Origin of the sequence: Nocardioides ferulae, from assembly GCF_003660455.1 — a bacterium.
Classification (GTDB): Bacteria; Actinomycetota; Actinomycetes; order Propionibacteriales; family Nocardioidaceae; genus Nocardioides; species Nocardioides ferulae.
The window spans coordinates 320,166-347,006 of record NZ_QZVR01000001.1 but is presented as its reverse complement, the minus strand read 5'-3'; the positions used below and the strand labels follow the sequence as shown (position 1 = coordinate 347,006).

The following is a 26,841-nucleotide window of genomic DNA, read 5'->3' as shown; positions in this document are numbered from 1 at the left end:
CAGAATTGTGGGTACCGTCGCTGCGTCCCGCGGTCCGGCCACGGGGTCGCCGGAGAGCGCCCGGACTCAGCACGAGGAGCAGCGATGAGGTTCAACCCGAAGGCCCGGCTCGACACCAGCCGGGTGCGCCAGAGCGGACGTGGGGGCGGGAGTCGCGCCGGGGGCATGCCGATCCCCGCGGGAGTCGGCGTCGGCGGTGGCATCGGCGGCATCGTGCTGGTGGTGATCTTCATCGTCGCCACCCAGTTCCTCGGCGGCGGCGGGGCGGACGGCGCGGCGCTCGACACCAGCCGGATGGACGACAGCGACCGGTACGCCGAGTGCGAGACCGGCGAGGACGCCAACAACAGCGCGGACTGCGCGCGCGTCGCGGTCGAGAACTCGCTCTTCGACTACTGGTCCGAGGCTCTCCCCGACCAGGGCGACCGCCAGTTCCGGGCCGCGGAGTCGATCACCACCTTCTCCGGCTCCGTCGCCACCTCGTGCGGCAACGCCAGCTCCGACGTCGGACCGTTCTACTGCCCGGCCGACGAGACCATCTATCTCGACACGACCTTCTTCGAGGCGGTGCTCGAGCGCCAGCTCGGCGGGCCGGGCGGGGACTTCGTCGAGCCGTACGTCCTCGCGCACGAGTACGGCCACCACATCCAGAACCTGCTCGGCGCGATGGGCCGGGTGAAGACCCAGCAGGGCCCCACCAGCGACGCGGTGCGCCTGGAGCTGCAGGCCGACTGCTACGCCGGCATGTGGACCGCCGCCGCGACCCGCACCGAGGACGACGGAGGTCAGGAGCTCTTCGCCGAGCTGGATCAGGCCGACATCACCGAGGCCCTCGACGCCGCCGCGGCGGTCGGCGATGACCGGATCCAGCAGAAGACCGGCGGCCAGGTGACCGAGGAGTCGTGGACCCATGGCTCGGCGAGGTCCCGGATGCGGTGGTTCCAGACCGGGTTCGACGAGGGCACGCTCGCCGCGTGCGACACCTGGGCCACCAACGACCTGTGACCTGAGGGTGCCCGTGGGCGGGTCGAGACCGACCGTGTTGTCGAGAGCGTCGACCGGGTGATCGCGGCGCAGCCGCGAAATCCACCCCCACCCCGGGTCGGCGGTGCGCCCGGCGCCTGCGCGAGGCGGGACGGCGGAGACGGAGGGGGCCCCCGGACGGTCGTGGATGGGCCTGGCCGACCACCCCGAGTCATCGCGACGCAGCCGCGAAACCCACCCCCACCCCGGGGCTGCGGTGAGCCCGGCGCCGAGCGCGGGGTGGGGCGGCGGAGACGGAGGGGGCCCCCGGACGGCCGTGGATGGGCCTGGCCCCGCTCCGTGAGGAACGAGCGGAGCGGGTGGTTGGCCGGCCGGGGCCCCCTCCGACGCAGCCGACCCACCCCACCCACACACGCCACCGGACTCACCAGCACCACGAAGCCCCGCGCAGCGGAAAGCCCGCCGCGCAGCGGCGGCCACACCAACCACGAGCGACAGGTCAGCGCGCAAACCCCCACCACGAGCGACAGGTCACCGCGCCACCACCCACCACGAGCGACAGGTCACCGCGCAAACACCCACCACGAGCGACAGGTCAGCGTGCCACCACCGACCCGGATCAACCGAGGAGCGACTCGATCTGCGGGAAGTGCCGCTGCAGCGCCCGCAGGTGCGGGGCGACGGCAGGATGGCGGTACTTCCCGGCTAGCGCCCCCTCCCCCATCGCAGCGCGGGCCAGCGCCCACTCCGCACGACTGAGCACCGTGTAGACCGTGGTGATCCGCGCACCGAGCAGCACCTGCTCGCGGTCGGCCACACCGGGCGGCAGCCCGCCGCAGTAGGCGTCGACCAGCGGGTCGTACTCCTCGCGCGCCGACAGCGCCCAGTAGCCCAGGTCGGCGCCCACCGGGCCGGTGCCGACCGTGGACCAGTCGATCGCCAGCACGTCGTCACCCAGACGGCCGCGCAGGTTGTCCGGCACCGGGTCGCCGTGCTGCGGCACCTGCGGGAGTGCGTCCAGGGCGGCCATCAGCACCGGGCGGCGCTCCCAGATCCGGAAGGCGAGGTCGGCGACGGTGGTGCGGGCCAGCGTCGGCCACCCTCCCAGCCGTTCGGTGCGCGCCAGCCGCTGCCGGAGCTGGTCGCCGGCCAGCCACGGCACGTCGCCAAGGTCGGCCCCGGCGAACCGGGCCAGGTTGTGCGCCACGAACAGCCCGCCGTTGGATGCCGCGTCGACCTCCGGCTGCACCAGCGTGACCCCCTCGGCGTCCTCCTGCACCTCGACATGCGGCGCCCGGAGCCCGGGGGTGTCGGTCACGGCGCCGGACCTGGCGACGTCCGCCGCTCGCCGCCAGTACGCCGAGTGGTGGGGGTCGGCGAGCTCGTGCGGGTCACCGGGACGTGGCGGCTCCAACCGCTTGACGACGTAGCCCCGGCCACCGGACTCGTAGCGCCACACGCCGACGGTCGACGGACCGGTGCCGCCGGGCACCGGCTCCCACGCGGCCTCGGGCTGCCACATGGCGTCATCCTGGCAGACCGCGGCCGCTCCGCCGTGGCGACGCGGCCGGTCGATCAGCGCAGGTCGCGCCGGGCGAACGCCAGCTGGCCGGCGGCGCTGAGCGCGACGGCGACCAGGCTCAGCAGGCCCAGCGGCAGCCAGGCGACGTCCTCGGCGGGGAGCAGCGGTTGATGCTGGAACGGCGAGAGATCGCGCAACCAGCCGGGCATCTGCAGCACCTCACCGAACATCAGCACGACGAGGCAGTACAGCAGCAGGAGCCAGGCGCCGAAGCCCGCCCGGGGCTCGATGCCGGAGAGCAGCCGGGCGAAGGCCGCCAGCAGCAGCACCGACGGCAGGTGGCTGAGCGTCGGCAGCAGGTAGTCGAGCACGGCACCCTGGTCGCCGGTGACCAGCGCGTAGCCGAGCCCGACGCCGAGGCCCGCGACCGCGAGCATCGCCGCGGAGCCGAGCACGGTGACGGCCACGTGACCCAGCAACCAGTCGCGCCGGCGCAGGCCCGTCGCGAGCAGCGCCTCGACGCGGCCCGCCTCCTCCTCGGCACGAGGCCGCAGCGCCGAGGAGATGGAGAAGCCCGCCCCGATCACCGCGAGCATCAGGATCATCGTCGCGTAGAAAGCGTCGACGAGGGTGCCGCCGCTCTGCACGAACATCTCCTGGGCCAGGTCGGAGTCGCCCAGCAGCGAGTCGACGTCCTCGCCGAGCGTGCCGTAGCCGACCCCGCCGAGGAACATGCCCCCCAGCCAGCCCAGCACCGTGCCGCGCTGCAGCCGCCAGGCCAGCCCGGCCGGCCGGTGCAGCCGGGCCGCGGCCCGCGGCGGGCCAGGACGTGCCGCGATGACGCCGGCGCCGTAGTCGCGACGCTGGAACACCACGGACGCTGCCACCAGCGTCACCGCGGTGGCGGCGACCAGCAGCAGCGCCGGCCACCAGCGCAGACCGGAGAACGCGTGCATCGCCTGATACCAGCCGATCGGCGAGAGCCAGCTGAGGGCCGGCGTGCCGACGTCGCCGATCGCGCGCAGCGCGTAGGCCAGCGCGATCACGCCCCCGGTCACGCCGTAGGTGGCACGCGAGGTCGAGGTGAGCTGCGCCGCCGCGAGCGCCACAGCGCCGAACCAGGCGCCACACAGCCCGACCCCGACTCCGAGCGCCACCGAGTCGGCGGTCGCGAGCGGGTAGAGCGCCAGGCTGAGCGCCACGGCCGCGCCCACCGCGGCGTTGGCGATCACCATCACGAAAGTGGCCGCGACCGTGGTCGCGAGGCGGCCCACCGCCGCGGCGCGCAGCAGCTCGTCGCGGCCGGTCTCCTCCTCGGTGCGGGTGTGCCGGGCGACCAGGAACATGCTCATCAGCCCGGCCATCACGGCCCCGAACGCGGCGGACTGCCAGGCAACCTGCCCGCCGACGGTATTGAGCGCGCGGGCCGGTCCAGCCATCGCCACGAACCCCGCGTTGCTGCTCATGCTGGCGGCGGCCCGGTCGAACTCCTCCTGCGTCTCGTAGAGCCCGTCGACGCTGATCGCCTGACTCCAGTAGAGGAACGCGATGCCGAGGCTCCACCACAGCAGGAGCCACCGGTCCCGGCGCAGGAACGCGCGGACGAACAGCCAGGTGCCGGTCATGGCGCCGCGCTGCCCTCCTCGGCCGGCGCCAGCTCCTCGCCGTAGTGGCGCAAGAACAGCTCCTCGAGACTCGGCGGCTGAGCGCTGAGCGAGCGCACGCCCGCGGCCTGCAGCGTGTCGAGGGCGGCGTCCATCGCCTTCCCCTCCACCTGGAAGTGCACCCGCAGGCCGTCGACGTCGAGGTCGTGCAGCCCGTCGATGCCCTCGAGCCCCACCGCCGGGCGGCTCAGCTCGGCCGAGATCGAGGTGCGGGTGAGGTGGCGCAGGTCGCCGAGGGTGCCGGTCTCCACGCGGCGTCCGGCGCGGATGATGCTCACCCGGTCGCACAGGTGCTCCACCTCGGCCAGGATGTGGCTGCTCAGCAGCACGGTGCCGCCGCCGTCCCGGAAGCGCTCCACCTCGTCACGGAAGACGCTCTCCATCAGCGGGTCCAGGCCGGACGTCGGTTCGTCGAGGAGCAGCAGCTCGACGTCGGAGGCCAGGGCCGCGACGAGCGCTACCTTCTGCCGGTTGCCCTTGGAGTAGCTGCGGCCCTTCTTGCGGGGGTCGAGCTCGAACCGCTCCAACAGCCGGGCGCGACGCACCTCGTCGACGCCGCCGCGCAGCCGGCCGAGCAGGTCGATCACCTCACCGCCGGTCAGGTTCGGCCACAGGTTCACGTCGCCGGGCACGTAGGCCAGCCGCCGGTGCAGCGCGGCGGCGTCGTGCCACGGGTCGCCGTCGAGCATCCGGACCTCGCCGGCGTCCTTGCGCAGCAACCCGAGCAGCACCCGGATCGTCGTCGACTTGCCGGCGCCGTTGGGGCCGAGGAACCCGTGCACCTCGCCGCGCCGGACCTCCAGGTCGAGCTCGTCCAGCGCTCGGAGCGAACCGAAGGTCTTGACCAGTCCCCGGATGCGGATCGGAGCCTCAGTGGTGCTCACATGCCCCACGCTAGACCTCGTGGGGCGCCTTTGCCGAGGTTCACGGAGCGGTGCCTCAGTCGGCGTTGTGGACCTCGACACGCAGCGCGGCGGCGTCGGACACGGCACGCTCCAGGACGCCGCGGCGGGGGTCCGGCACCGACAGGAACGGAGGCACGACCCGGTGCCGCCGCAGCCGCGGGTCCTCCAGCACCTCGGTCACCGCCGCGTGGTCGCCGCCGGTGACCAGGGGCCCGGCCAGCCCGTCGAGGATCCGCGCGGCGTGGTCGGCCGCCGCTTCGAACGCCTGCCTCGCCTGGTTGTCACGCCGCCTCGCGAACCGCTGCTGGCTCTGACCACCGGCCTTGGTCCGGCCCTGCACGTGCCGTTGCCCCACCTTCGAGTCGGTCGTCTGCTCCCCGGCCAGCCGCGCCACCGCGAACCCGCCCTTGCGCACGAGCAGCACTCCCCAGTCGTCGGGCGCCGCGGCGGCCGCGGCGAACGCGTCGGCGTCCGGCAGACCGGCGTACCGCTGCTCGAACGGCAGCCGCGCGCTGAACGAGGAGCCGTCCGCGGCGACTCCGGCGAGCGCGCCGTCGGTGACCGTCAGCGCGGTCGCGCCGTGCCGGCCCTGGAAGTTCAGCACCCACCGTGCCATCCGGGCGGCCGGGACCGGCACGCTCGCGGCGCCGGCGGTCACCTCGTCAGGCTCCGCGCTCGGGAGCCCAGAGCACCCGCAGGTGCTCCACCACGGCGTCGCCCTGCACCTCCACGGCGGTGGTGCTGACCAACGCCCGGGGGTGCCCGCCACCGTCGGCCACGATGCCCAACGCACCGACCTCGGGCAGCTCCTCGCCCCCGAACTCGATGAGGGGGACGGGCAGCTCGACACTCGCCGCGTCGAGCAGTCGGTCGACCAGCTCGTCGGCCTCGGCGGCGCTCTCCCCCAGCGACCAGACCGGCGGCGGGACCGCCTCGAGCGCGGTCGGGCCGAAGTAGCCCGGCAGCGAGTTCAGCTTCGCGTGGAAGCGGGCGAGGTTCCAGAACGCCGCCACCTCGGCGTGGTCGGGTTCACGATGCACGGCGCCGTCGGTCATGCGGAGACCCTACGGGAGGTCGGAGCCCGGTCGTGTGCCTGTGGACGCGCCATAGGGCGTTCGCGAGCACACGACCCACAGCGCAGCGGGGCTCGCCGACCTCTTCGCGTCGCGACGCCGCCCGTTCCTCGGAGGCGCGACCCAAGGTCTCGACCCGCCCGTCGCGGCCTCGCAAGCTCGCCCGCGGGGCTCGCTCGACCTCCTCGCCTGCTGACCCTCCTCGTTCCTCAGAGGGTCAGCGCTCAGACGTTGAAGCCGAGGGCGCGCAGCTGCTCGCGGCCGTCGGGGGTGATCTTGTCGGGGCCCCACGGCGGCATCCAGACCCAGTTGATCGCCACGTCGTTGGCCAGGCCCTCGAGCGCGGAGTTGGTCTGGTCCTCGATCACGTCGGTCAGCGGACAGGCCGCCGAGGTCAGCGTCATGTCGAGCACCACGCGGGTGCTCTCGTCGATGTGCACGTCGTAGACCAGGCCGAGGTCGACGACGTTGATGCCGAGCTCGGGGTCGACGACGTCCTTCATCGCCTCGGTGACGTCGTCCTTGGACAGCGTGCTCACGCCGCCACCGGTGGCCTGGGGCACCTCGGGCAGGTCGCCGTGGTCGACGGTGCTGGGCTGCTGCTCGGTCACTTGCTCTCCTCGGGGTTGGAAGCGTTGGGGTCGGCGAGGACCTGCGCGGCGGCGTCCTTGAACGCCATCCACGACAGCAGGGCGCACTTCACGCGGGCGGGGAACTTGGCGACGCCGGCGAAGGCGATGCCGTCCTCGAGGACGTCCTCGTCGGGCTCGACGGTGCCCTTGCCCTGCATCAGGGTCAGGAACGTCTGGTGGATCTCGAACGCCTCATCGGTGCTCTTGCCGATCACCAGGTCGGTGAGCACCGAGGTGGAGGCCTGCGAGATCGAGCATCCCACCGAGTCGTAGGACACGTCGGAGACGACGGTGCCCTCGGGGCCCTCGGTCAGGTGCACCCGCAGCGTCACCTCGTCGCCGCAGGTCGGGTTGACGTGGTGCACCTCGGCCTCGAACGGGTCGCGCAGGCCCTTGTGGTGCGGGTTCTTGTAGTGGTCGAGGATGATCTCCTGGTAGAGCGCATCCAGGTCCTGGTTGGCGGCAGAGGTCATCGTCAGCCCACCTTGAAGTAGGAGCGGGTGTAGAGGAGGCCCTCGACCAGGGCGTCGATCTCGGCCGGCGTCGTGTAGAGGTAGGACGACATCCGCGACGAGCTCTGCACCCCGAACCGGGCATGCGCGGGCTTGGCGCAGTGGTGGCCCGCGCGCACGGCGATGCCGCGCGAGTCGAGCACCTGCGCCACGTCGTGGGGGTGCACCCCGTCGATCTCGAAGGAGATCGCGCCGCCGCGGGAGGCGGCGTCCTGCGGGCCGAGCACGGTGAGTCCCGGCACCGTGGCCAGCCCCTCGAGGGCGTAGCCGGTGATCGCCTGCTCGTGGGCGTGCACCGCCTCCATGCCGACCGCCGCGAGGTAGTCGACCGCGGCACCGAGGCCGACGGCCTCGGCGATCGGCGGGGTGCCGGCCTCGAACTTGTGCGGGATGCCGGCGTACGTCGAGCGGTCCATGCGGACGGTCTCGATCATCTCGCCGCCACCGAGGAACGGCGGCAGCTGCTCGAGCACCCGCCGACTGCCCCACAGCACACCGATGCCGGTCGGCCCGACCACCTTGTGGCCGGTGAACGCCAGCAGGTCGGCGCCCACCTCGGTCACGTCGACCGGCAGCTGCGGCGCCGCCTGGGCGGCGTCGACGACGACGATCGCCCCGACCTCGTGGGCCCGCCGGGCGATCTCGGCGACCGGGTTGATCGTGCCGAGCATGTTCGACACCCAGGTCAGCGAGACGACCTTGGTGCGCTCGTTGATCAGCCGGTCGAGGTCCGACAGGTCGAGCCGGCCGTCGTCGGTGAGCCCGAACCAGCGCAGGGTCGCGCCCTTGCGCTCGGTCAGCAGCTGCCACGGCACGATGTTGGAGTGGTGCTCCATCTCGGTGATGACGACCTCGTCGCCGGGACCGATGGCGAGGTCGCCGGTGGCCCAGGCCAGCGTGTTCGCCACCAGGTTCAGCGCCTCGGAGGCGTTCTTGGTGAAGATCACCTCGTCGCGGCTGGGCGCCTTGATGAACGACGCCACCTTGTCGCGGGCGTCCTCGAACGCCTCGGAGGCCTCGGCGCCGAGCTGGTGCATCGCCCGGGCCACGTTGGCGTTGTGCCGCTCGAGGTGGTCGACCATCGCGTCGATCACGCACTGCGGCTTCTGCGAGGTGTTCGCGCTGTCGAGGTAGACCAGGGGCTGCCCACCCGCGAGCGTGCGCTCGAGGATCGGGAAGTCCTTGCGGATCACCTCGAGCTCGGGGAGCAGGCCCTCGATCATGTGGTCGTCCTTCGTCGGCTGTGCGGGTTCTCGGAGCAGGTGCCTGGGGGCGGGGGTGGGAGAAGCGGTGCTGGGCAAGGCGCCGAAGCGAAGGCGGCCTTCACGCGGAGCGGGCCGTCGAGCGCCGGCAACGCCGCCCGGTGCCGCTTATCGCGCCGCCGACACGTAGCGGTCGTAGCCCTCGGCCTCCAGCCGGTCGGCGAGCTCGGGGCCACCCTGCTCGGCGATCCGGCCGTCGACGAACACGTGCACGTGGTCGGGCTGGATGTAGCGCAGGATGCGGGTGTAGTGCGTGATCAGCAGCACGCCCTTGCCCTCCTGGGCGCGGAACCGGTTCACGCCCTCGGAGACGATCTTGAGCGCGTCGATGTCGAGGCCCGAGTCGGTCTCGTCGAGCACCGCCACCTTGGGGTTGAGCAGCTCGAGCTGCGCGATCTCGTGGCGCTTCTTCTCACCACCGGAGAAGCCCTCGTTGACCGAGCGCTGCGAGAAGGTGGAGTCGAGGTTGAGCTTCTCGAGCACCCCGTTGACGTCCTTGACCCAGGTGCGCAGCTTGGGTGCCTCGCCGTCGACGGCCGTCTTGGCGGTGCGCAGGAAGTTCGCGACCGAGACGCCTGGCACCTCGACGGGGTACTGCATGGCGAGGAACAGGCCGGCCCGGGCCCGCTCGTCGACCGACATGGCGAGGACGTCCTCGCCGTCGAGGGTCACCGAGCCGCCGCTGACGGTGTACTTCGGGTGGCCGGCGATCGAGTAGGCCAGCGTGGACTTGCCGGAGCCGTTGGGCCCCATGATCGCGTGGGTCTCGCCGTCGCCGATGGTCAGCGTGACGCCCTTGAGGATCTGCTTGGGGCCGTCGTCGGTCTCGACGGTGACCTGCAGGTCCTTGATCTCCAGCGTGCTCATCAGTGTGGTTCCTTAACCTAGAAGTCAGACCTGGAAGCCGGCCGCGGGGCGGCCGGGAAGCTGTTCAGCTCGGGGTGACGCCGTTGAGCGTCTGGGAGACGTCGACGAAGACGTCGCCGTCGCGGACCTCCACCGGGAAGGTCGCGACCGGCTCCGTCGCCGGCGGCCCGGTGGGCTTGCCGGAGCGCAGGTCGAAGCGCGACCCGTGCAGCCAGCACTCGATCTGGCAGTCGGCGACCTCGCCCTCGCTCAACGGCACCGCCGCGTGGGTGCAGAGGTCCTGCACCGCATAGACGTCGTCGCCGTCGCGGGCCACGGCCACGTCGAGGTCACCGACGCGGACCGCCAGGCCCTCGTCGCCGGGGACCTCGGAGAGGGCGCAGACCCGCTCGAACGTCACGGGAGCTCCTTGCCCAGCACGTTGCGCGCCAACTCGGCCTCGACGGTGGCCAGCAGCTTCTCCTCGATCGAGACGACGCCGACCTTGCGGATCAGGTCGTTGAAGAAGCCGTGCACGACCAGACGCTGCGCCTCCTTCTCGGAGACCCCGCGGGAACGGAGGTAGAACAGCTGCTCGTCGTCGAACCGGGCGGTCGCCGAGGCGTGCCCGGCACCCTCGATGTCGCCGGTCTCGATCTCGAGGTTGGGGATCGAGTCGGCCTGGCAGCCGTCGGTGAGCACCAGGTTGCGGTTCTCCTCGTAGGTCTCGATGCCCTCGGCGACCTTGCGGATCAGCACGTTGCCGACCCAGACCGTGTGCGCGCCGGCACCCTGCAGGGCCCCCTTGTAGAGCACGTGGCTCTTGGTCTTCGGCGCGGTGTGGTCGGCGAAGAGCCGGTGCTCGATGTGCTGGCCCTCGTCGGCGAAGTAGAGGCCGAGCAGCTCCGCCTCGCCGCCGGGGGCGGCGTACTCGACGTTGGCGTGCATCCGGACCAGGTCGCCGCCGAAGGAGATCGCGGTGTGCTTGACGCTGGCGTCGCGGCCCACCCGGATCGCGTCGCGGCCCAGGTGCACCGCGTCGTCGGCCCAGTCCTGCAGGGTCAGCACGTTGACCGTGGCGCCGTCGCCGACCAGGAACGTCGAGATCGCGCTGTAGCGGGCCGAACCGGTGTGGATCAGCACGATCGTGACGCGGGCGTGCGCGCCCACCCGGAACAGCAGCTGCCCCCAGACCAGGTCGTCGACGCTCTCGCCGTGCAGCCGGATCGTGATCGGCTGGTCGGTCTCGAGGTCGGCCGGCACGTCGATCAGCGCCGCGCCGCCGGAGTGGGCGGCCGCGAGGGCCGCCGGGCGCTCGTTGGGGGCGAGCTCGCCGAGGTCGCGCGCCTCCTGGGCGGAGATCGTGCTGACCGTGACGCCCTCGGGCAGCTCGGTCTCCCAGGTGAGGCAGTCCGAGGACGGCTCACCGTCGAGGATGCCGCGCAGCCGCTTCAGCGGGGTGAAGCGCCACACCTCCTCGCGCCCGGTGGGCACGGGGTGGTCGGCCAGGTCGTAGGACGCCGGAGGGTTCAGGTGGGACTCCACCCGGCCCAACTCCAGCGCGGACGCCACGCTCTCGCGGGCGGTGTCGACAACAGTCACAGCTCGTCTTTCTCGGTTCTCGGGGGTGTGCCGGGCAGCGGTGCGGGTCTCAGCCGACCGCGCCCTCCATCTGCAGCTCGATCAGCCGGTTCAGCTCGAGGGCGTACTCCATCGGGAGCTCCTTGGCGATCGGCTCGACGAAGCCGCGCACGATCATCGCCATCGCCTCGTCCTCCTCCAGCCCGCGCGACATCAGGTAGAAGAGCTGGTCGTCGGAGACCTTCGAGACGCTCGCCTCGTGCCCCATCGACACGTCGTCCTCGCGGATGTCGACGTAGGGGTAGGTGTCGGAGCGGCTGATCTGGTCGACCAGCAGCGCGTCGCAGAGCACGTTGGACTTCGACCCGTGGGCGCCCTCGTTGACCTGGATCAGCCCGCGGTACGACGTGCGCCCGCCGCCGCGGGCCACCGACTTGCTCAGGATGGAGCTGGAGGTGTGCGGGGCGGCGTGCACCATCTTGGCGCCCGCGTCCTGGTGCTGGCCCTCGCCGGCGAACGCGATCGAGAGCGTCTCGCCCTTGGCGTGCTCGCCCATCAGGTAGATCGCGGGGTACTTCATGGTGATCTTGGAGCCGATGTTGCCGTCGACCCACTCCATGGTGGCGCCGGCCTCGCAGGTCGCCCGCTTGGTGACGAGGTTGTAGACGTTGTTCGACCAGTTCTGGATCGTCGTGTAGCGGCACCGGCCGCCCTTCTTGACGACGATCTCCACCACGGCGGAGTGCAGCGAGTCGGAGGAGTAGATCGGCGCGGTGCAGCCCTCGACGTAGTGCACGTAGGCGTCCTCGTCGACGATGATCAGCGTGCGCTCGAACTGGCCCATGTTCTCGGTGTTGATCCGGAAGTAGGCCTGCAGCGGGATGTCGACGTGCACCCCCTTGGGCACGTAGATGAACGAGCCGCCCGACCACACCGAGGTGTTCAGCGCCGAGAACTTGTTGTCACCGACCGGGATGACGGTGCCGAAGTACTCCTTGAAGAGCTCTTCGTGCTCCTTCAGCGCGGTGTCGGTGTCGACGAAGATGACGCCCTGGGACTCGAGGTCCTCGCGGATCGAGTGGTAGACGACCTCGGACTCGTACTGGGCCGCGACCCCGGCCACCAGCCGCTGCTTCTCGGCCTCGGGGATGCCGAGCTTGTCGTAGGTGTTCTTGATGTCCTCGGGCAGGTCCTCCCAGGAGGTGGCCTGCTTCTCGCTGGACCGGACGAAGTACTTGATGTTGTCGAAGTCGATCGTCGACAGGTCCGAGCCCCAGGTCGGCATCGGCTTGCGGTCGAAGAGCTTGAGGCCCTTCAGCCGCAGGTCGAGCATCCACTGCGGCTCGCCCTTCTTGCCGGAGATGTCGCGCACGACCGCCTCGTTCAGCCCGCGCTGAGCCTCGGCGCCGGCGACGTCGGGGTCGGCCCAGCCGAACTCGTAGCGGCCGATGTTCTTCAGCTCGGGGTTGAGCTCCTCGATGGAGGTCATGTGGTGACCTGCTCCTTCTGGTGGGAGATGCTGCCTGAGGTGTTGCCGGGCTTGCTGTCTTGGTTGGTGCGGGTGGCGCCCACCGGGATCACGGCGTCCGGCAGGCAGGTGGTGCACACCCCGTCGCCGTGGGCGATGGTGGCCAGCCGTTGCACGTGGCGGCCGAGGACGCGGCTGATCGCCTCGGTCTCGGCCTCGCACAGCTGGGGGAACTCGTGGGCGACGTGGGAGACCGGGCAGTGCTGCTGGCACAGCTGCTCTCCCACCGGCACCGAACGCACCGCCGCTGCGTAGCCCTCGTCGGTGAAGACGCGGGCCAGCGCCTCGGCGGCACTGAGGTCGGGATGGTCGCGGCGGACCGTCTCGAACCTCTCCTCGATGAACGCCGAACGTCGCTTGGCGAATTCCCGGACGGCGGCCTCGCCGCCGGTCTCGGCCAGGAACCGCAGCGCCTGCACCGCGAGATCGTCGTACTGCTGGTCGAACAGGTCGCGACCGGCCTCGGTGAGCGCGAACACCTTGGCCGGGCGGCCCCGGCCCCGGGACGCGAGCGCCCGCGGGTCGCGAGCCTCGACGAGGCCCTCGTCGACGAGCTGGTCGAGGTGCCGGCGGACGGCGGCCGCGGTCAGGTCGAGGGAGGCCGCGAGGCCGGCGGCGGTGGAGGGGCCGTCGACGAGGATCGTCCGAGCGACGCGCTGCCGCGTCGACTCGTCGGGTGCCCCTGCGAATTCCACAACGCCAGTGTGCCGTTATTGGCTGGAGCGCTTCAAGTAAGGGTCGCCTAAGGACTCCGCGGTGTGGAACCGCTCACCCGCAGGGTCCGCCTGCCGATCCTTGGAACGTGAAATTCCCCTCCCCGGGGAACCTGCATTCAGAATGGCCCTCTTCCCCACCCCGCGACCCTGGACACCCCACCGCCGCATGAGCACCTCCTCCGCCTCCGCCGCCCCGCCCGCACCGTGCGATCGAGCACCGTGCGACGCCGGCCCGCCCGCCGCGCCCGCCTCCCGCTGGCGCCGGGCAGGCCACACGCTGAAGCGCGCCGCGCACTCCCGCACCGCGCTGATCGCCGGCATCCTGGTCAGCCTGGTGGTTCCCGCCGTGACCCTGCCGCGCCTCCCGTCGGTCAGCTGGTGGCCGCTGCTGCTGGGCCTGCTGCCCTGGGTGCTCGGCAAGTACCTCCTCTGCCCGCTGCGCTGGCGCGCGCTCACCGGGGCGGGCCTGACCCGTCGCTGGCACCTGCGCGCCTACGCCGAGTCCGAGCTGCTGGGCCTGCTCACCCCCGGCCACGTCGGCGCCGATCTGTGGCGGATGCACCGGTTGACCGGCACCGGGCTCGGTCGCGGCGACGCGGTCCTCAGCGTGGCGCTCGACCGGTTCGTGGGCGCCCTGGGACTGACCCTGTTCGTCGCCTTCGCCGGCACGGCGCTGCCCACGCGGATGCTGCTGGGCGCCTTCGGGCTCTCGCTCCTGGCCGTGCTCGCCTTCCTGGTCGTCCGGAGAGTGCGCCCTCAGTGGCTGCCCACCCGGCCGCTCCCCCGCCCCCGGCAGCTCGCACACGGACTGTGGCTCTCCGGGTGCTACCAGGCCTCGATCGCGGCGCTGCTGCTCGGCACGGTCGCCGCCACCGGCCACGAGATCTCCCCGCTCACGGCCCTGGGCGCGTTCGGGGCCAGCCAGCTCGCCGGGGCGATCCCCGGTCCGAACGGCGCCAGCCCGCGCGACGGCGCGCTGGTGCTCGCGCTGGTCTCCGCGGGGGTGCCGTGGACCGCCGCCGCCGCCGCGGTCTCGCTCAAGGCGGCGCTGGCCTGGCTGCCGGCGCTGTTGCTCGGCGGCGTCAGCCTGCTGGCCACGCGGTACGCGGCCCGGCGCCAGGGCCCGGCCCTCGCGCTCCCCGCCTGAGCGCGCCTGCGCGCCAGGTCGGGACCGGACCGGACCGGCGGAGGTGACCTTCGCCTCGCCCGCTGCTGCTGCGCGAACGGGCATGATGGAGACGGACGGGACGGAACGGGAGGTCTGAGCACGACTGCCGCGCAGCTGCCGCCGGCGTCGACACCACGCAGTCGACGAGAGCAGACGTGCGCCCGACTCGCTCGAACCGCCTCGTGCGCCGCCCACTCCCGCGTCGGCAGCGCGCTCGGCCAGACGCTCCTGGTGGTCCTGGGGATGGTCGTCTACTTCGGCGTCCGCGGGCAGACCGAGGGCTCGGTCGGGGCGGCGTTCGACCACGCCCAGGACATCGTCACCCTCGAGCAGAACCTCGGCATCGACATCGAGGGAGTCGTCCAGGGGCCGGTGGAGGCGTCACCGACGCTCGAGACCCTCGTGAACTGGATCTACATCTGGGGTCACTGGCCGGTCATCGTCGCCACGATGCTCTGGCTGGTGTGGCACCACCGCGAGGTGTTCCTGCGGCTGCGCGACGCGATGATGCTCTCCGGCGCCGCGGGCATGGTGATCTTCGCGACCTACCCGGTCGCCCCGCCCCGACTGGCCGACCTCGGCCTGGTCGACACGGTGACCGAGAGCTCTTACGCCTACCGGGTCCTGCAGCCGCCGGCGTTCGTCAACCAGTACGCCGCGGTGCCGAGCCTGCACGCGGGCTGGGACCTGCTGATCGGCATGGCCATCGTCAGCGCCGCCACCACCACCTGGCTGCGCATGGTCGGCGTGGCGATGCCGGTCCTGATGGCGTTCGCCGTCGTGGCGACCGCCAACCACTACGTTCTCGACGTGGTCGCGGGCATCGCGCTCGTGCTCGTCGCCCACCTCGGGGCCCTCGCCCTGGAGCGCAGACGACGCCGGATCCGGGCGGCCCGCCCCCGGCCGCCGGGATCGGCGTCCGCCGACCCGCCCTCGGCCGCCTCGCAGCCGGACCCACACCCGGGCGCGCCGTCGTGACCGGCCACGACGCCCCGCTCGCGATCGCGCACCGCGCCGGCAACTCGCTGGCCGGGCTGCACGAGGCGAACCTGCTCGGCGCGGACGTGATCGAGTGCGACGTGCACGAGTACCGCGGCCGGCTCGAGGTCCGCCACCTCAAGACCGCCGGGCCACTGCCGTTCCTGTGGGACCGCTGGGAGCTGGCCTCCGCCTCCGCTCCCCGGCTCGGCCTCGCGGAGCTGCTCGAGGCGCACCGGCACGGAGCTCTCTTCATGCTGGACCTCAAGGGGCGCCGCGCCTCGGCGGGCCGGGCCGTCGCCGAGCTGCTGCACGGCGAGGGGCACCACCGCGAGGTGATCGTCTGCGGACGCTACTGGCCCGCGGTCGAGGAGGTCGCCCGGCTGCCGTTCGTGCGCCCGGTGCTCTCGGCCCGCAACCGGGCCGAGCTGGCCCGCCTGCGGCGGCGGGTCGCCCAGCCGGGCGCCGCCCCCCACGGCGTGTCGGTGCACCGCTCGCTGCTCGACGAGGCCGTCGTGGCCGAGCTGCGGCGACACGTGCAGGTGGTGATGACCTGGCCGATCAACGACGTGGAGTCGCTCGACGCGCTGCTCGGGGTCGGCGCCAACGGCATCATCAGCGACGAGCCCGCCGTGCTCGCCGAGCTGCTCAGCCGGCGGTGACCGGGCGCACCAGCGTGCGGGTGTGCCACAGCCAGGCCAGGCCGGCGAACGGCAGCGCCAGCGGCAGGAAGCCGTAGCCCTGGCCGAAGTGCGACCAGACCGTCCGGTCGGGGAACCAGCCGGGCATGGTCAGGCTGAGCACCCCCACGACCAGCACCCCGGCCAGCTCCACCGTGCAGGCCGCCACCGCCAGGCGCCAGGCCCGCTCGCCGCCACGGAGCAGGCAGCCGGTCGCGACGACGTACACGACCGCCGCCAGCAGCGAGAGCGAGTAGGCCAGCGGCGCCCGCTCCGCGTGCAGCAGCAGCTGGGTGAGCGAGCGGCCCGTGGCCGCGACCGCGAACACGGCATAGACGGCCACCAGCGTGCGCCCCCAGCCCGCGGCCAGGCCGGCGCGGTCCTCAGGCACCGGCGCCGTCCCAGATGGCGTCCAGGCGCAGCTCGAGGGCGAGCACGGTCGCCGCGGCGACGAGCAGCACGGCCGTGCCGGCGCGGTTGCGCTCGGCCAGCGACCAGAACGCGCCGAGCGGCAACGCGACCACCACGGCCGCCAGGTAGCCGACGAAGATGACCGCCGAGACGTCCCGGTCGGTGCGCACCAGCGCGGTGATCCCCCACGCCGCCTGGACCAGCAACGCCACCTCGGCGGCCGCCATCAGCGCATAGCTGGGGTCGCCCGGGGACTCGTCGCGGACCAGCAGCACGACGGTGGAGACGAGCACGGCGCCCACGAGCACCACGGCGACCAGCAGCACCCAGACGTTCACGGCGGACAAGGGTGGCACAGTCGCCGCCCTGCGCCCCCCACGCCGGTCCGGACCGGCCGGGGCGCATGACCTGGCTCACCCGCTGGGCGAGGACCCTGGCGGCCCGCGCGGGGGCGGGGCCCGCTCGGTCCCTAGACTGCCGGGGTGTCCGCAGCCTCCCCCGAGCCGGCCGTCGTCGTCGACGGCCTGGTGATGCGCTACGGCGAGAAGACCGCCGTCGACGGGCTCTCGCTGACCGTCGATCGCGCCTCGGTCACCGCCGTGCTCGGGCCCAACGGCGCGGGCAAGACGACGACGCTGGAGACCTGCGAGGGCTACCGGCGCCCCCAGCAGGGCGTGGTCCGCGTGCTCGGGCTCGACCCGGTGCGCGACCGCAAGCAGCTGCTGCCCCGGATCGGCGTGATGCTGCAGGGCGGCGGCGCCTGGAGCGGCGTACGCGCGATGGAGATGCTGCGCCACGTGGCCCGGCTGCACGCCCACCCGCTGGACGTCGACCTGCTCGCCGAGCGGGTCGGCCTCGGCGACTGCGGGCGTACGCCCTACCGGCGCCTCTCCGGCGGCCAGCAGCAGCGCCTCGGGCTCGCGCTCGCCCTGGTCGGCCGCCCCGAGATCGTGTTCGTCGACGAGCCGACGGCCGGCATGGACCCGGCCGCCCGGCGCACCACCTGGGAGCTGCTCGAGGAGCTGCGCGGCGACGGCGTGACCGTGGTGCTGACCACCCACTACATGGACGAGGCCGAACGGCTCGCCGACCGGATCCACATCATCGACCACGGCCGGCTGATCGCGAGCGGCACGCCGCTGGAGCTCACCCGCGGCGGTGCGGTGGCCACGATCCGCCTCGTCGTGACCCGCCCCTTCCCGCCCCGCGCACCCGAGTCGCTGCGTCGGGCGCTGGGCGAGCAGACCGTGGTGACCCAGCTCGACGAGGTGAGCCTGCTGGTCACCGGCCCCGCCGACGCCTCGACGCTGGCCAAGGTCTCCCGCTGGTGCGAGGAGAGCGACGTGCTGCCCGAGTCGCTGACGCTCGGGCAGCGGACCCTGGAGGACGTGTTCTTGAAGCTGACCGGCCGGGAGCTGAGCGCATGACCACGCCCCCCACCGGGTCCGCGGCCGGCGGCACCGGCACCTTCGCCCCCCGGCCGGGCGCCGCGCCGCTGCACCGGCAGGTGCTGGCCCAGGCCGGCATGGAGGCCCGGCTGCTGCTGCGCAACGGAGAGCAGCTGCTGCTCGCCGTGGTGATCCCGGTGATCGTGCTCGTCGGCGGGGTCCAGGCCGGCGACCGGGTGGGCCTCGACTTCGACCATCCCGTGGTCGACGTGCTCACCCCCGGCGTGCTGGCGCTGGCGGTGCTCTCCACCGCGTTCACCTCGCTGGCGATCGCCACCGGATTCGAGCGGCGCTACGGCGTGATCAAGCGCCTCGGCAGCTCGCCGTTGCCGCGCAGCGGCCTGCTGCTGGGCAAGGGGCTGGCCCTTCTGCTGGTCGAGCTGCTCCAGACCGTCGTGCTGTCGGCGGTGGGCCTCGCCCTCGGCTGGGACCCCGCCGCCGGCGTGCTGGGCGCGCTGCTGGCCGTCGTGCTCGGCACGGCCGCGTTCGCGGCGCTCGGGCTGTTCCTGGCCGGCTGGCTGCGCGCCGAGGCCACGTTGGCCGCGGCCAACCTCGTCTACCTGCTGCTGATGGCCGGCGGCGCGGTGGTGCTGCCCGCCTCGGCGTACGGCTGGTTCGGCGACCTGGTCGGCTGGCTGCCGTCCGGCGCCCTGGGCGGCGCGATGCGCACCGCCCTCATCGACGGCGCCACGGCGTGGCGCGACCTGGCGGTGCTGCTCGGCTGGGCAGTCGCCGGCACCGCCCTGACCGCAAGGACGTTCACGTGGGAATGACCCTGCCCGACCCCGGCCTCGGCTCCCCCACCGAGGCGCCCACGACACCCCGCGGCGACGACCGCCGCCAGGCCGGAGGCGACCCGGACCGCTGGCTGCTATGGACCCGCTGGCTGGGCTGGGCGACTTTGGTCGCGAACACCGTGCTCGTCGTCACCGGAGGAGCCGTCCGGCTCACCGGCTCCGGGCTGGGCTGCCCCACCTGGCCCCGCTGCACCGAGGACTCGTTCACCCCGCACGGCGCCTACGACGTGCACTCGATCATCGAGTTCGGCAACCGCACCCTGACGTTCGTGCTGGTCGCGATCGCGTTCGCGACCTTCTTCGCCGCGCTCGGCACCCGGCGCTCCCGCCTGATCCGGTACGCCGTCGTGCTGGCGCTGGGCATCCCCCTCCAGGCGGTGATCGGCGGGATCACCGTGCTCACCGACCTGAACCCGTGGGTGGTCTCCCTCCACCTGCTGCTCTCGCTTGCGATCATCAGCCTGTCGGTGGTTTTCCTGCGCCGCATCGACCAGCCGGACCCGGCCGCGGCGCGCGGCCCGGTCGCGGGCCTCGCCTGGGCGACGATGCTGTCGGGCTGGGTGGTGCTCTACATCGGCACGGTCGTCACCGGGTCGGGCCCGCACGCCGGCGACGCCGACTCGCCACGCAACGGCCTGGACCCGCTCCAGGTCAGCCAGCTGCACGCCGACGCCGTCTTCTTGTTCATCGGCCTCACGATCGGACTGCTGTTCGCGGTGCGGGCGGTGGCGCTGCCCGCGGAGAGCACCCGGGCGGTGTCCTGGCTGCTGGGCGTGCAGGTCTCGCAGAGCGGCATCGGCTTCGTGCAGTACTTCACCGACCTGCCCGTCGTGCTGGTCGGCTTCCACCTCCTCGGCGCCGCGCTGATCGCGGCGGTGCTCACCTGGGCGGTCCTGGCGGTCTATCTGCCGAAGGCGCCGGCGCCGGCGCCGGCTCCGGCCGGATAGCCGACGCGCCGATCCGGGCTGATCCGGGCTGATCCGATCAGCGATCGATCATCCGCTCCATGGTCTCGGGGTAGCGAGCGCCACGCACCGGGATCCGAGCGGCGGCCTCGTCGAGCTCGGCCAGGTCGTGGCTGTCGAGCTCGAGCTCGATGGCCGCGAGGTTCTCGTCGAGCCGGTCCAGCCGCCGGGTGCCGGGGATCGGCACGATCCAGGGCCGGCGCGCGAGCAGCCAGGCGAGCGCGACCTGCGCCCGGGTGGCGCCCCGCTCGGCGGCCTGCCGGCCGAGCAGGTCGACCAGGGCCTGGTTGGCTGCGCGGGCGTCGGCGGCGAAGCGAGGGATGCCGGCCCGGATGTCGTCGTCGGTGAACGAGGTGCCGGCGTTGATGCTGCCGGTGAGGAAGCCCCGGCCGAGCGGGCTGAACGGCACGAACCCGATGCCGAGCTCCTCAAGGACCGGCAGGATCTCGGCCTCGGGCTCGCGCCACCACAGGGAGTACTCGCTCTGCAGCGCCGCCACCGGGTGCACGGCGTGGGCCCGGCGGATGGTCGTCACTCCGGCCTCGGACAGGCCGAAGTGGCCGACCTTGCCCGCGGCGACGAGCTCTCCCACCGTGCCGGCGACCTCCTCGATCGGCGTCTCGGGGTCGACGCGGTGCTGGTAGAGCAGGTCGATCCGCTCGCTGCGCAGCCGGCGCAGGGATTCGTCCACCGAGCGGCGGATCGTCTCGGGCCTGCTGTCCAGACCCCGGGACTCACCGGAGGACAGCTCGAAGCCGAACTTGGTGGCGACCACGACCCGGTCGCGCACCGGCTCCAGCGCCTCGCCCAGCAGCTCCTCGTTGTGGAACGGGCCGTAGACCTGAGCGGTGTCGAAGAAGCTCACCCCGCGATCGACGGCGGCTCGCAGCACCGCGGTCATCTCCGCCCGGCTGCCCGGGTTGGGGCCGTAGCCGGTGCTCATACCCATGCAGCCCAGCCCCAGGGCCGAGACCACGAGGCCGCCGCCCAGCGTCCGTTCCCGCATCGTCTGCTCCGCCTTCGGTCAGGTCAGCGGGTGAGCAGCGGGTCGAGCGCGACCGCGACGAACAGCAGCGACAGGTAGAGGTTGGAGGAGTGGAACAGCCGCATCGGCTGGATCGCGGTGAGGTCCTCGGAGTGCTTGGCCCGGCCCCACATCCGGTGTGCCTCGAGCAGGAACACCGCGCCCAGCACGGCGGCGGCCACCGGATAGACCAGGCTGGTGCCGGCCACCGGCCACAGCAGCAGGGAGGTCGCGACCATCACCCAGCTGTAGAGCACGACCTGGCGCCCGACCTCGCGGGCCGGCACCACGACCGGCAGCATCGGGACGTCGACGTTGGCGTAGTCCTCGCGGTAGCGCAGCGCCAGGGCCCAGGTGTGGGGCGGGGTCCAGAAGAACACCACGAGGAACAGCACGACCGGCACCCACGACAGCTCACCGGTCACCGCGGTCCAGCCGATCAGGGCCGGGAAGCAGCCGGCGATGCCGCCCCAGACGATGTTCTGGGTGGTGCGCCGCTTGAGGATCATCGTGTAGCCGAAGACGTAGAACGCGTTCGCGGCCAGCGACAGCCCCGCGGAGAGGGGGTTCACCCAGGCCCACAGGATCGCCGTCGACAGCACCGCGAGCACCACGCCGAAGATCAGCGCAGCGCGCGGCGAGACGATGTGCCGCGGGAGGGCCCGGCGGCGGGTGCGGCGCATCTGCTCGTCGATGTCTCGGTCGTAGACGCAGTTGAACACCGACGCCGAGCCGGCCGAGAAGGTGCCGCCCACCACGGTCGCCACGACCAGCCAGAGGTCGGGCACACCCCGCGCGGCGTAGAACATCACCGGCACCGTCGTGAGCAGCAGCAGCTCGATGACCCGCGGCTTGGTGAGGCCGACGTACGCCGCCACCACGTCGCGCAGGGTCGCGCGAGCCGTCTCCTGCTGCCGGACGGCAGGGGCCGAGTGGCCGACGTAGGTCACGGGAAAGTTCGTCCTCGGGCGGGGCGGGTCTGGCAGACCCGCGGGCCGGGTCTCGGGTGGTGCTGGGCGTGCTGAGCGACACCAGGGCGATCGCGGAGTCTGGCGTGAGTCTATCCCGCGCCGTGAGTAGGCTCGGCGGTGCCCGGGGACGCACCCTTCGCGCGCGTCGCGCGGACCACCTCCGGCGTCCACCGTTGTCCCGAGAGGAAACACGTGAGCACAACCGCTGAGCTGGCCTGGACCGACGTCGACCAGAAGGCGGTGGACACCGCTCGAGTCCTCGCCATGGACGCGGTGCAGAAGGTCGGCAACGGACATCCCGGCACGGCGATGAGCCTGGCGCCCGCGGCCTATCTGCTGTTCCAGAAGGTGATGCGGCACAACCCGGCCGACCCCGGCTGGGCCGGCCGCGACCGGTTCGTGCTCTCGTGCGGGCACAGCTCGATCACGCTCTACACCCAGCTGTTCCTCGGCGGCTTCGGTCTCGAGCTCGACGACCTCAAGTCGCTGCGCACGTGGGGCAGCAAGACCCCCGGCCACCCGGAGTACGGCCACACCGCCGGCGTCGAGACCACCACCGGGCCGCTGGGGCAGGGCGTCGCGAACGCGGTCGGGATGGCGATGGCCGCCCGCCGCGAGCGCGGCCTGCTCGACCCCGACGCGGCCCAGGGCGCGTCCCCCTTCGACCACCACGTCTACGTCCTGGCCAGCGACGGCGACCTCCAGGAGGGCGTGAGCGCCGAGGCCTCCTCCATCGCCGGCACCCAGCAGCTCGGCAACCTGACACTGGTCTACGACGCCAACCGGATCTCCATCGAGGGCGACACCGACGTGGCGTTCACCGAGGACGTCGCGAAGCGCTACGAGGCCTACGGCTGGCACGTGCAGACCGTCGACTGGACCCACGACGGCACCGGCTACACCGAGGACGTGCCGGCGCTGCACGCCGCGATCGCCGCGGCCCGCGAGGTCACCGACCAGCCCAGCCTGGTCGTGCTGCGCACCGTGATCGCCTGGCCCGCCCCGAACGCCCAGGGCACCGGCGCCTCCCACGGCTCGGCGCTCGGCGACGACGAGGTGGCCGCCACCAAGGAGATCCTCGGCTTCGACCCCGCGCGCACCTTCGAGGTGCCCGACGACGTGATCGCCCACACCCGCTCGCTGGTCGAGCGCGGCAAGGCCTGGCAGGCCGAGTGGGAGGAGCAGCTCGAGCAGTGGCAGGGGCGGGCCGACGAGGCCACCCGCGCCACCCGCGAGCGGATGCTCGGCCGCACGTTGCCGGCCGGCCTCGACGAGGCGCTCCCCCGCTGGGACGCCGACGCCAAGGGAGTCGCCACCCGCAAGGCCTCCGGCGAGGTCATCAACGCCGTCGCCGGCGTCATGCCGGAGCTGTGGGGCGGCTCGGCCGACCTCGCCGAGTCGAACAACACCACGATCAAGGGCGCGCCGTCGTTCATCCCGGCGAGCCGCTCCACCGACCAGTGGACCGGCGACCCGTACGCCGGCCGGGTGCTGCACTTCGGCATCCGCGAGCACGGCATGGGCGGCATCCTCAACGGCATCGCCCTGCACGGCGGCACCCGCGTCTTCGGCGGCACGTTCATGACGTTCTCCGACTACATGCGCGGCTCGGTGCGGCTCGCGGCGCTGATGGGTCTGCCGGTCACCTACGTCTGGACCCACGACTCCATCGGTCTCGGCGAGGACGGCCCCACCCACCAGCCGATCGAGCACCTCGCCGCGCTGCGCGCGATCCCCGGGCTCGACGTGGTCCGCCCCGCCGACGCCAACGAGACCGCCGCCGCCTGGCGCGCCGTGCTGGCGCGCACCGACCGGCCGGCCGGCCTGGCACTCACCCGGCAGAACGTGCCGGTGTTCCCGCGCGGCGAGCAGGGCTTCGCCGACACCAGCGACGTGCACCGGGGCGGCTACGTGCTCCTCGACGCCGAGGGCGGTGCTCCCGACGTGGTCCTGATCGGCACCGGCTCGGAGGTGCAGGTCGCGGTGGCCGCGCGCGAGCAGCTCGCCGCCGACGGCATCTCGGCCCGGGTGGTCTCGATGCCGTGCCGGGAGTGGTTCGACGAGCAGGAGCAGTCCTACCGCGACATGGTCCTCCCGCCGACGGTCAAGGCCCGGGTCTCGGTCGAGGCCGGCATCGCCATGGGCTGGCGCGAGGTGGTGGGCGACCAGGGCCGGATCGTCTCGATCGAGACCTACGGCGCCTCGGCCGACTACTCCCGCATCTACGCCGAGTACGGCATCACCGCGGAGGCCGTCGCCGACGCCGCCCGCGACAGCGTCCGCCTCGGGCGCGGCTGACCGCCGTCCACCGCACGGCTGCCGGGCGGGACGCGACTGAGCGCCCCGCCACCGGGTACCCGACCAGCACCAACGTAGGAGGAAGCATGAGTGACCGACTGCAGGCCCTGGCGGACGCCGGGGTCTCGATCTGGCTCGACGACCTGTCGCGCGAGCGGGTCGAGACCGGCAACCTGGCCGAGCTGGTCAAGGACAGCTCCGTCACGGGCGTGACCACCAACCCGACCATCTTCGCCGGCGCGATCGCCGACGGCGCCCGCTACGACGACCAGGTACGCCGCCTGGTCGCCGCCGGCGAGCCGGTCGAACGGGTGGTCTTCGAGCTGACCACCGAGGACGTCCGCAACGCCTGCGACATCCTCGCGCCGGTCCATGCCGAGCACCCGGCCGACGGCCGGGTCTCCATCGAGGTCGAGCCGGCACTCGCCCGCGACACCGAGGGCACCCTGGCCTCCGCGCGGGCGCTGTGGCAGGCGGTCGACCGCCCGAACGCGCTGATCAAGATCCCGGCCACGGTCGAGGGACTGCCCGCGATCACCGCCGCGATCGCAGAGGGCATCAGCGTCAACGTCACGCTGATCTTCGACGTGGAGCGCTACCGGGCGGTGATGGACGCCTACCTGACCGGGCTCGAGCAGGCGCGCGAGGCCGGCCTCGACCTCTCCCGCATCCACTCGGTGGCCTCGTTCTTCGTCTCCCGCGTCGACAGCGAGGTCGACAAGCGGCTCGAGGCGATCGGCTCCGACGAGGCGCTGGCGCTGCGCGGTCGGGCGGCGATCGCGAACGCCCGGCTCGCCTACGCGGCGTACCAGGAGGTCGTGGGGGGTGAGCGCTGGCGGCTACTGGCGGAGGCCGGCGCGAACCCCCAGCGGCCGCTGTGGGCCTCGACGGGCGTGAAGAACCCCGACTACCCCGACACGCTCTACGTCACCGACCTGGTCGTGGCCGGCACCGTCAACACGATGCCGCAGAAGACCCTCGAGGCGTACGCCGAGCACGGCGAGGCGGCCCCCGGCGACCTGGTCACCGGCCGCGCCGACGACGCGCGGCAGGTCTTCGAGCGGCTCGCCGCCGTCGGCGTCGACTTCGCCGACGTGCTGCAGGTGCTCGAGACCGAGGGCGTCGACAAGTTCGTGGCCTCGTGGGACGAGTTGGTGGCCACCGTCGCCGAGCAGATGGAGAAGCAGGCATGAGTGGGTCGACTGCCCCAGAGGGGTGGAGCCGGGTCTCCGGCCCCGGCCACGACGTGCTGGTCCGGTGCGCCGACCGGGAGCGCTACGTCGCCACCCTCGACCAGTTGGTCGAGGACCGGGTGGCCAGCCGGATCGCGGCGCGTGACGCCACCCTGTGGGGCCCCGAGGCCGAGGCCGAGTCCGGCAAGCGGCTCGGCTGGGTCGACCTCTCCCGGCGCTCGCACGACCTGATCACCGACATCGCCACCCTCGAGGTCGAGCTGCGCGAGCAGGAGCTCTACCGGGTCGTGCTCTGCGGCATGGGCGGCTCCTCGCTGGCGCCCGAGGTCATCTGCGGCGCCGACGGCGTCGACCTGGTCGTGCTCGACTCCTCCGACCCCGACTTCGTGCGCGCGGCGATGGAGGACGACCTCGCCGGCACCGTCGTGGTGGTCTCGAGCAAGTCCGGGGGCACCGTCGAGACCGACAGCCAGCGGCGCGCGTTCGAGAAGGCCTTCCGTGACGCGGGCATCGACCCGGCCGACCGGATCGTGGTGGTCACCGACCCCGGCTCGCCGTTGGAGCAGGCCGCCCGTGGCGCCGACTATCGCGTCTTCCTGGCCGACCCGCAGGTCGGTGGCCGGTTCTCCGCCCTGACCGCCTTCGGCCTGGTGCCCAGCGGGCTGGCCGGCGCCGACGTCGCGGTGCTGCTCGAGGAGGCGGAGGCGATCCGGCCGCTGCTGGAGTCCGACTCCCCCGACAACCCGGCCCTGCGGCTGGGTGCGCTGCTCGGCGCCGCCAACCTGGCCGGCGCCGACAAGCTGGTGCTGGCCAGCGACGGTGCGGCGTTCTCCGGCCTCGGCGACTGGGCCGAGCAGCTGGTCGCCGAGTCGACCGGGAAAGACGGCAAGGGCATCCTGCCGGTGGTCGTCGACCGGCTCGACGCTCCCAACCTGACGCCGGCGACCGCCGACTCGGTGCTCGTCACCTTCGGTCCCGGCCGCGAGCTCGTCGACATCGCCCCCGGCCCCGGCTGGGCGGCGATCCTCGACGCACCGCTCGGGGCGCAGCTGCTCCTGTGGGAGTACGCCACCGCGATCGCCGGGCGGATCATCGGCATCAACCCCTTCGACCAGCCCGACGTCGAGAGCGCCAAGGCCGCCGCCCGCGACCTGCTCGAGGGCGCCGGCGAGACCCCCACCCCGGTGTTCGAGGACGGCCCGATCACCGTCTTCGCCTCCGACGGGTGGCTGCCCGACGGGTGCCGCACGGTGGCCGACGCCGTCTCCGCCCTGCTCGACCGGCTCGACGACACCGCCGGCTACGTCTCGGTGCAGGCCTACCTCGACCGGCACCGCGACGCCGCACTGGCCGGCGTACGCGACACCCTCGCCGTGCGCACCGGCCGGCCGGTCACCTTCGGCTGGGGTCCCCGGTTCCTGCACTCCACCGGGCAGTACCACAAGGGCGGCCCCGACACCGGCGTCTATCTGCAGGTCACCGGGCAGCCGGAGGCCGACCTGGCGGTGCCGGACCGGCCGTTCACGTTCCACGAGTTCCTCACCGCCCAGGCGGTCGGCGACGGACGGGTGCTGGCCGACAAGGGCCGCCCGCTGCTGCGGCTGCACGTCTCGGGACCCGGCGACCTCGACACGGTCGCCCAGGCTCTGCGATGACGGCCCCTCGTCGGCGTCGGGGGCGCCC

27 protein-coding genes are annotated in these 26,841 nt (G+C 72.8%); 10 read left to right on the top strand and 17 right to left on the bottom strand.

What is annotated here, in order from left to right:
- The first annotated feature begins 84 nt into the window (after positions 1-84).
- The gene (gene ypfJ, locus D6B71_RS01670; RefSeq protein WP_121251350.1) at positions 85-1,005 is read left to right on the top strand and encodes a KPN_02809 family neutral zinc metallopeptidase; all 921 of its coding nucleotides are present in this window, start codon (positions 85-87) and stop codon (positions 1,003-1,005) included.
- 598 nt (positions 1,006-1,603) lie between these two features.
- Here the strand turns inward: ypfJ and D6B71_RS01665 are convergent.
- The 13 genes from D6B71_RS01665 to D6B71_RS01605 all read right to left on the bottom strand — a co-directional run bounded on the left by D6B71_RS01665 (position 1,604) and on the right by D6B71_RS01605 (position 13,204).
- A complete protein-coding gene (locus tag D6B71_RS01665) occupies positions 1,604-2,506 on the bottom strand; it encodes a phosphotransferase (protein WP_121251348.1) in 903 nt (300 codons plus the stop codon).
- Between the two features lie 53 nt (positions 2,507-2,559).
- Positions 2,560-4,131, bottom strand: a complete 1,572-nt coding sequence (locus tag D6B71_RS01660) for an ABC transporter permease (RefSeq protein ID WP_121251346.1) — start codon at positions 4,129-4,131, stop codon at positions 2,560-2,562.
- Entirely contained in the window at positions 4,128-5,054 is a 927-nt protein-coding gene (locus D6B71_RS01655) for an ABC transporter ATP-binding protein (protein WP_206051498.1), read from the bottom strand. The genes D6B71_RS01660 and D6B71_RS01655 overlap by 4 nt, the downstream gene beginning before the upstream one ends.
- A 55-nt stretch (positions 5,055-5,109) precedes the next feature.
- Positions 5,110-5,733: an acVLRF1 family peptidyl-tRNA hydrolase gene (locus tag D6B71_RS01650; RefSeq protein ID WP_240640924.1), complete on the bottom strand. Its 624-nt coding sequence runs from the start codon at positions 5,731-5,733 to the stop codon at positions 5,110-5,112.
- A gap of 4 nt (positions 5,734-5,737) precedes the next feature.
- A complete protein-coding gene (locus tag D6B71_RS01645) occupies positions 5,738-6,130 on the bottom strand; it encodes an ASCH domain-containing protein (protein WP_121251344.1) in 393 nt (130 codons plus the stop codon).
- Positions 6,131-6,372: 242 nt separating this feature from the next.
- Positions 6,373-6,759 (bottom strand): metal-sulfur cluster assembly factor, encoded by a 387-nt coding sequence (locus tag D6B71_RS01640; protein ID WP_121251342.1) that lies wholly within the window; start codon positions 6,757-6,759, stop codon positions 6,373-6,375.
- Positions 6,756-7,253, bottom strand: coding sequence for a Fe-S cluster assembly sulfur transfer protein SufU (gene sufU, locus D6B71_RS01635; protein ID WP_121251340.1), 498 nt, complete (start codon positions 7,251-7,253; stop codon positions 6,756-6,758). The genes D6B71_RS01640 and sufU overlap by 4 nt, the downstream gene beginning before the upstream one ends.
- 2 nt (positions 7,254-7,255) lie before the next feature.
- On the bottom strand, positions 7,256-8,515 hold the full coding sequence (locus tag D6B71_RS01630; protein WP_121251338.1) for a cysteine desulfurase: 1,260 nt from the start codon (positions 8,513-8,515) through the stop codon (positions 7,256-7,258).
- Between the two features lie 147 nt (positions 8,516-8,662).
- Positions 8,663-9,421: a Fe-S cluster assembly ATPase SufC gene (gene sufC / locus D6B71_RS01625; protein WP_121251336.1), complete on the bottom strand. Its 759-nt coding sequence runs from the start codon at positions 9,419-9,421 to the stop codon at positions 8,663-8,665.
- 64 nt (positions 9,422-9,485) lie between these two features.
- Positions 9,486-9,821 carry a non-heme iron oxygenase ferredoxin subunit gene (locus tag D6B71_RS01620; RefSeq protein WP_121251334.1) on the bottom strand — a complete coding sequence of 112 codons (336 nt, stop codon included), beginning with the start codon at positions 9,819-9,821 and terminating at the stop codon, positions 9,486-9,488.
- Complete coding sequence (gene sufD / locus D6B71_RS01615; RefSeq protein WP_121251333.1) at positions 9,818-11,002, bottom strand: Fe-S cluster assembly protein SufD; 1,185 nt, start codon at positions 11,000-11,002, stop codon at positions 9,818-9,820. The genes D6B71_RS01620 and sufD overlap by 4 nt, the downstream gene beginning before the upstream one ends.
- Before the next feature lie 49 nt (positions 11,003-11,051).
- Complete coding sequence (gene sufB / locus D6B71_RS01610; RefSeq protein WP_121251331.1) at positions 11,052-12,470, bottom strand: Fe-S cluster assembly protein SufB; 1,419 nt, start codon at positions 12,468-12,470, stop codon at positions 11,052-11,054.
- Positions 12,467-13,204, bottom strand: a complete 738-nt coding sequence (locus D6B71_RS01605) for a helix-turn-helix transcriptional regulator (RefSeq protein ID WP_121251329.1) — start codon at positions 13,202-13,204, stop codon at positions 12,467-12,469. The genes sufB and D6B71_RS01605 overlap by 4 nt, the downstream gene beginning before the upstream one ends.
- Positions 13,205-13,391: 187 nt before the next feature.
- Here D6B71_RS01605 and D6B71_RS01600 point away from each other — a divergent pair, with 187 nt between their 5' ends.
- The 3 genes from D6B71_RS01600 to D6B71_RS01590 all read left to right on the top strand — a co-directional run bounded on the left by D6B71_RS01600 (position 13,392) and on the right by D6B71_RS01590 (position 16,033).
- A complete protein-coding gene (locus D6B71_RS01600) occupies positions 13,392-14,372 on the top strand; it encodes a lysylphosphatidylglycerol synthase domain-containing protein (RefSeq protein WP_164519492.1) in 981 nt (326 codons plus the stop codon).
- 252 nt (positions 14,373-14,624) lie between these two features.
- Positions 14,625-15,371, top strand: a complete 747-nt coding sequence (locus tag D6B71_RS01595) for a phosphatase PAP2 family protein (protein WP_240640923.1) — start codon at positions 14,625-14,627, stop codon at positions 15,369-15,371.
- Positions 15,368-16,033 carry a glycerophosphodiester phosphodiesterase gene (locus D6B71_RS01590; protein ID WP_121251323.1) on the top strand — a complete coding sequence of 222 codons (666 nt, stop codon included), beginning with the start codon at positions 15,368-15,370 and terminating at the stop codon, positions 16,031-16,033. Before D6B71_RS01595 ends, D6B71_RS01590 begins: the two co-directional genes overlap by 4 nt.
- On the opposite strand, the gene D6B71_RS01585 is transcribed toward D6B71_RS01590, so the two are convergent.
- Together D6B71_RS01585 and D6B71_RS01580 are read right to left on the bottom strand one after the other, a co-directional pair.
- On the bottom strand, positions 16,020-16,442 hold the full coding sequence (locus D6B71_RS01585; RefSeq protein WP_121251321.1) for a hypothetical protein: 423 nt from the start codon (positions 16,440-16,442) through the stop codon (positions 16,020-16,022). The two genes, D6B71_RS01590 and D6B71_RS01585, sit on opposite strands and share 14 nt — an antisense overlap.
- The gene (locus D6B71_RS01580) at positions 16,435-16,800 is read right to left on the bottom strand and encodes a hypothetical protein (protein ID WP_121251319.1); all 366 of its coding nucleotides are present in this window, start codon (positions 16,798-16,800) and stop codon (positions 16,435-16,437) included. The genes D6B71_RS01585 and D6B71_RS01580 overlap by 8 nt, the downstream gene beginning before the upstream one ends.
- 144 nt (positions 16,801-16,944) lie before the next feature.
- On the opposite strand from D6B71_RS01580, the gene D6B71_RS01575 reads away from it, so the two are divergent.
- Genes D6B71_RS01575 through D6B71_RS01565 form a run of 3 tightly spaced genes read left to right on the top strand, consistent with a single transcriptional unit; the run spans position 16,945 to position 19,654 of the window.
- Positions 16,945-17,889 (top strand): ABC transporter ATP-binding protein, encoded by a 945-nt coding sequence (locus tag D6B71_RS01575; RefSeq protein WP_240640922.1) that lies wholly within the window; start codon positions 16,945-16,947, stop codon positions 17,887-17,889.
- On the top strand, positions 17,886-18,683 hold the full coding sequence (locus D6B71_RS01570; RefSeq protein WP_121251317.1) for an ABC transporter permease: 798 nt from the start codon (positions 17,886-17,888) through the stop codon (positions 18,681-18,683). Before D6B71_RS01575 ends, D6B71_RS01570 begins: the two co-directional genes overlap by 4 nt.
- On the top strand, positions 18,680-19,654 hold the full coding sequence (locus D6B71_RS01565) for a COX15/CtaA family protein (RefSeq protein WP_121251315.1): 975 nt from the start codon (positions 18,680-18,682) through the stop codon (positions 19,652-19,654). The genes D6B71_RS01570 and D6B71_RS01565 overlap by 4 nt, the downstream gene beginning before the upstream one ends.
- A 37-nt stretch (positions 19,655-19,691) precedes the next feature.
- Here the strand turns inward: D6B71_RS01565 and D6B71_RS01560 are convergent, their stop codons facing one another.
- Positions 19,692-20,678, bottom strand: coding sequence for an aldo/keto reductase (locus D6B71_RS01560; protein WP_121251313.1), 987 nt, complete (start codon positions 20,676-20,678; stop codon positions 19,692-19,694).
- Positions 20,679-20,701: 23 nt separating this feature from the next.
- A complete protein-coding gene (locus tag D6B71_RS01555; RefSeq protein WP_121251311.1) occupies positions 20,702-21,646 on the bottom strand; it encodes a heme o synthase in 945 nt (314 codons plus the stop codon).
- 285 nt (positions 21,647-21,931) lie between these two features.
- Between D6B71_RS01555 and tkt the strand changes: the two genes are divergently transcribed.
- The 3 genes from tkt to D6B71_RS01540 all read left to right on the top strand — a co-directional run bounded on the left by tkt (position 21,932) and on the right by D6B71_RS01540 (position 26,813).
- Positions 21,932-23,965: a transketolase gene (tkt, locus tag D6B71_RS01550; protein WP_240641026.1), complete on the top strand. Its 2,034-nt coding sequence runs from the start codon at positions 21,932-21,934 to the stop codon at positions 23,963-23,965.
- 86 nt (positions 23,966-24,051) lie between these two features.
- Complete coding sequence (gene tal, locus D6B71_RS01545) at positions 24,052-25,158, top strand: transaldolase (protein WP_121251306.1); 1,107 nt, start codon at positions 24,052-24,054, stop codon at positions 25,156-25,158.
- On the top strand, positions 25,155-26,813 hold the full coding sequence (locus D6B71_RS01540) for a glucose-6-phosphate isomerase (RefSeq protein WP_121251304.1): 1,659 nt from the start codon (positions 25,155-25,157) through the stop codon (positions 26,811-26,813). The genes tal and D6B71_RS01540 overlap by 4 nt, the downstream gene beginning before the upstream one ends.
- Positions 26,814-26,841: the final 28 nt, after the last annotated feature.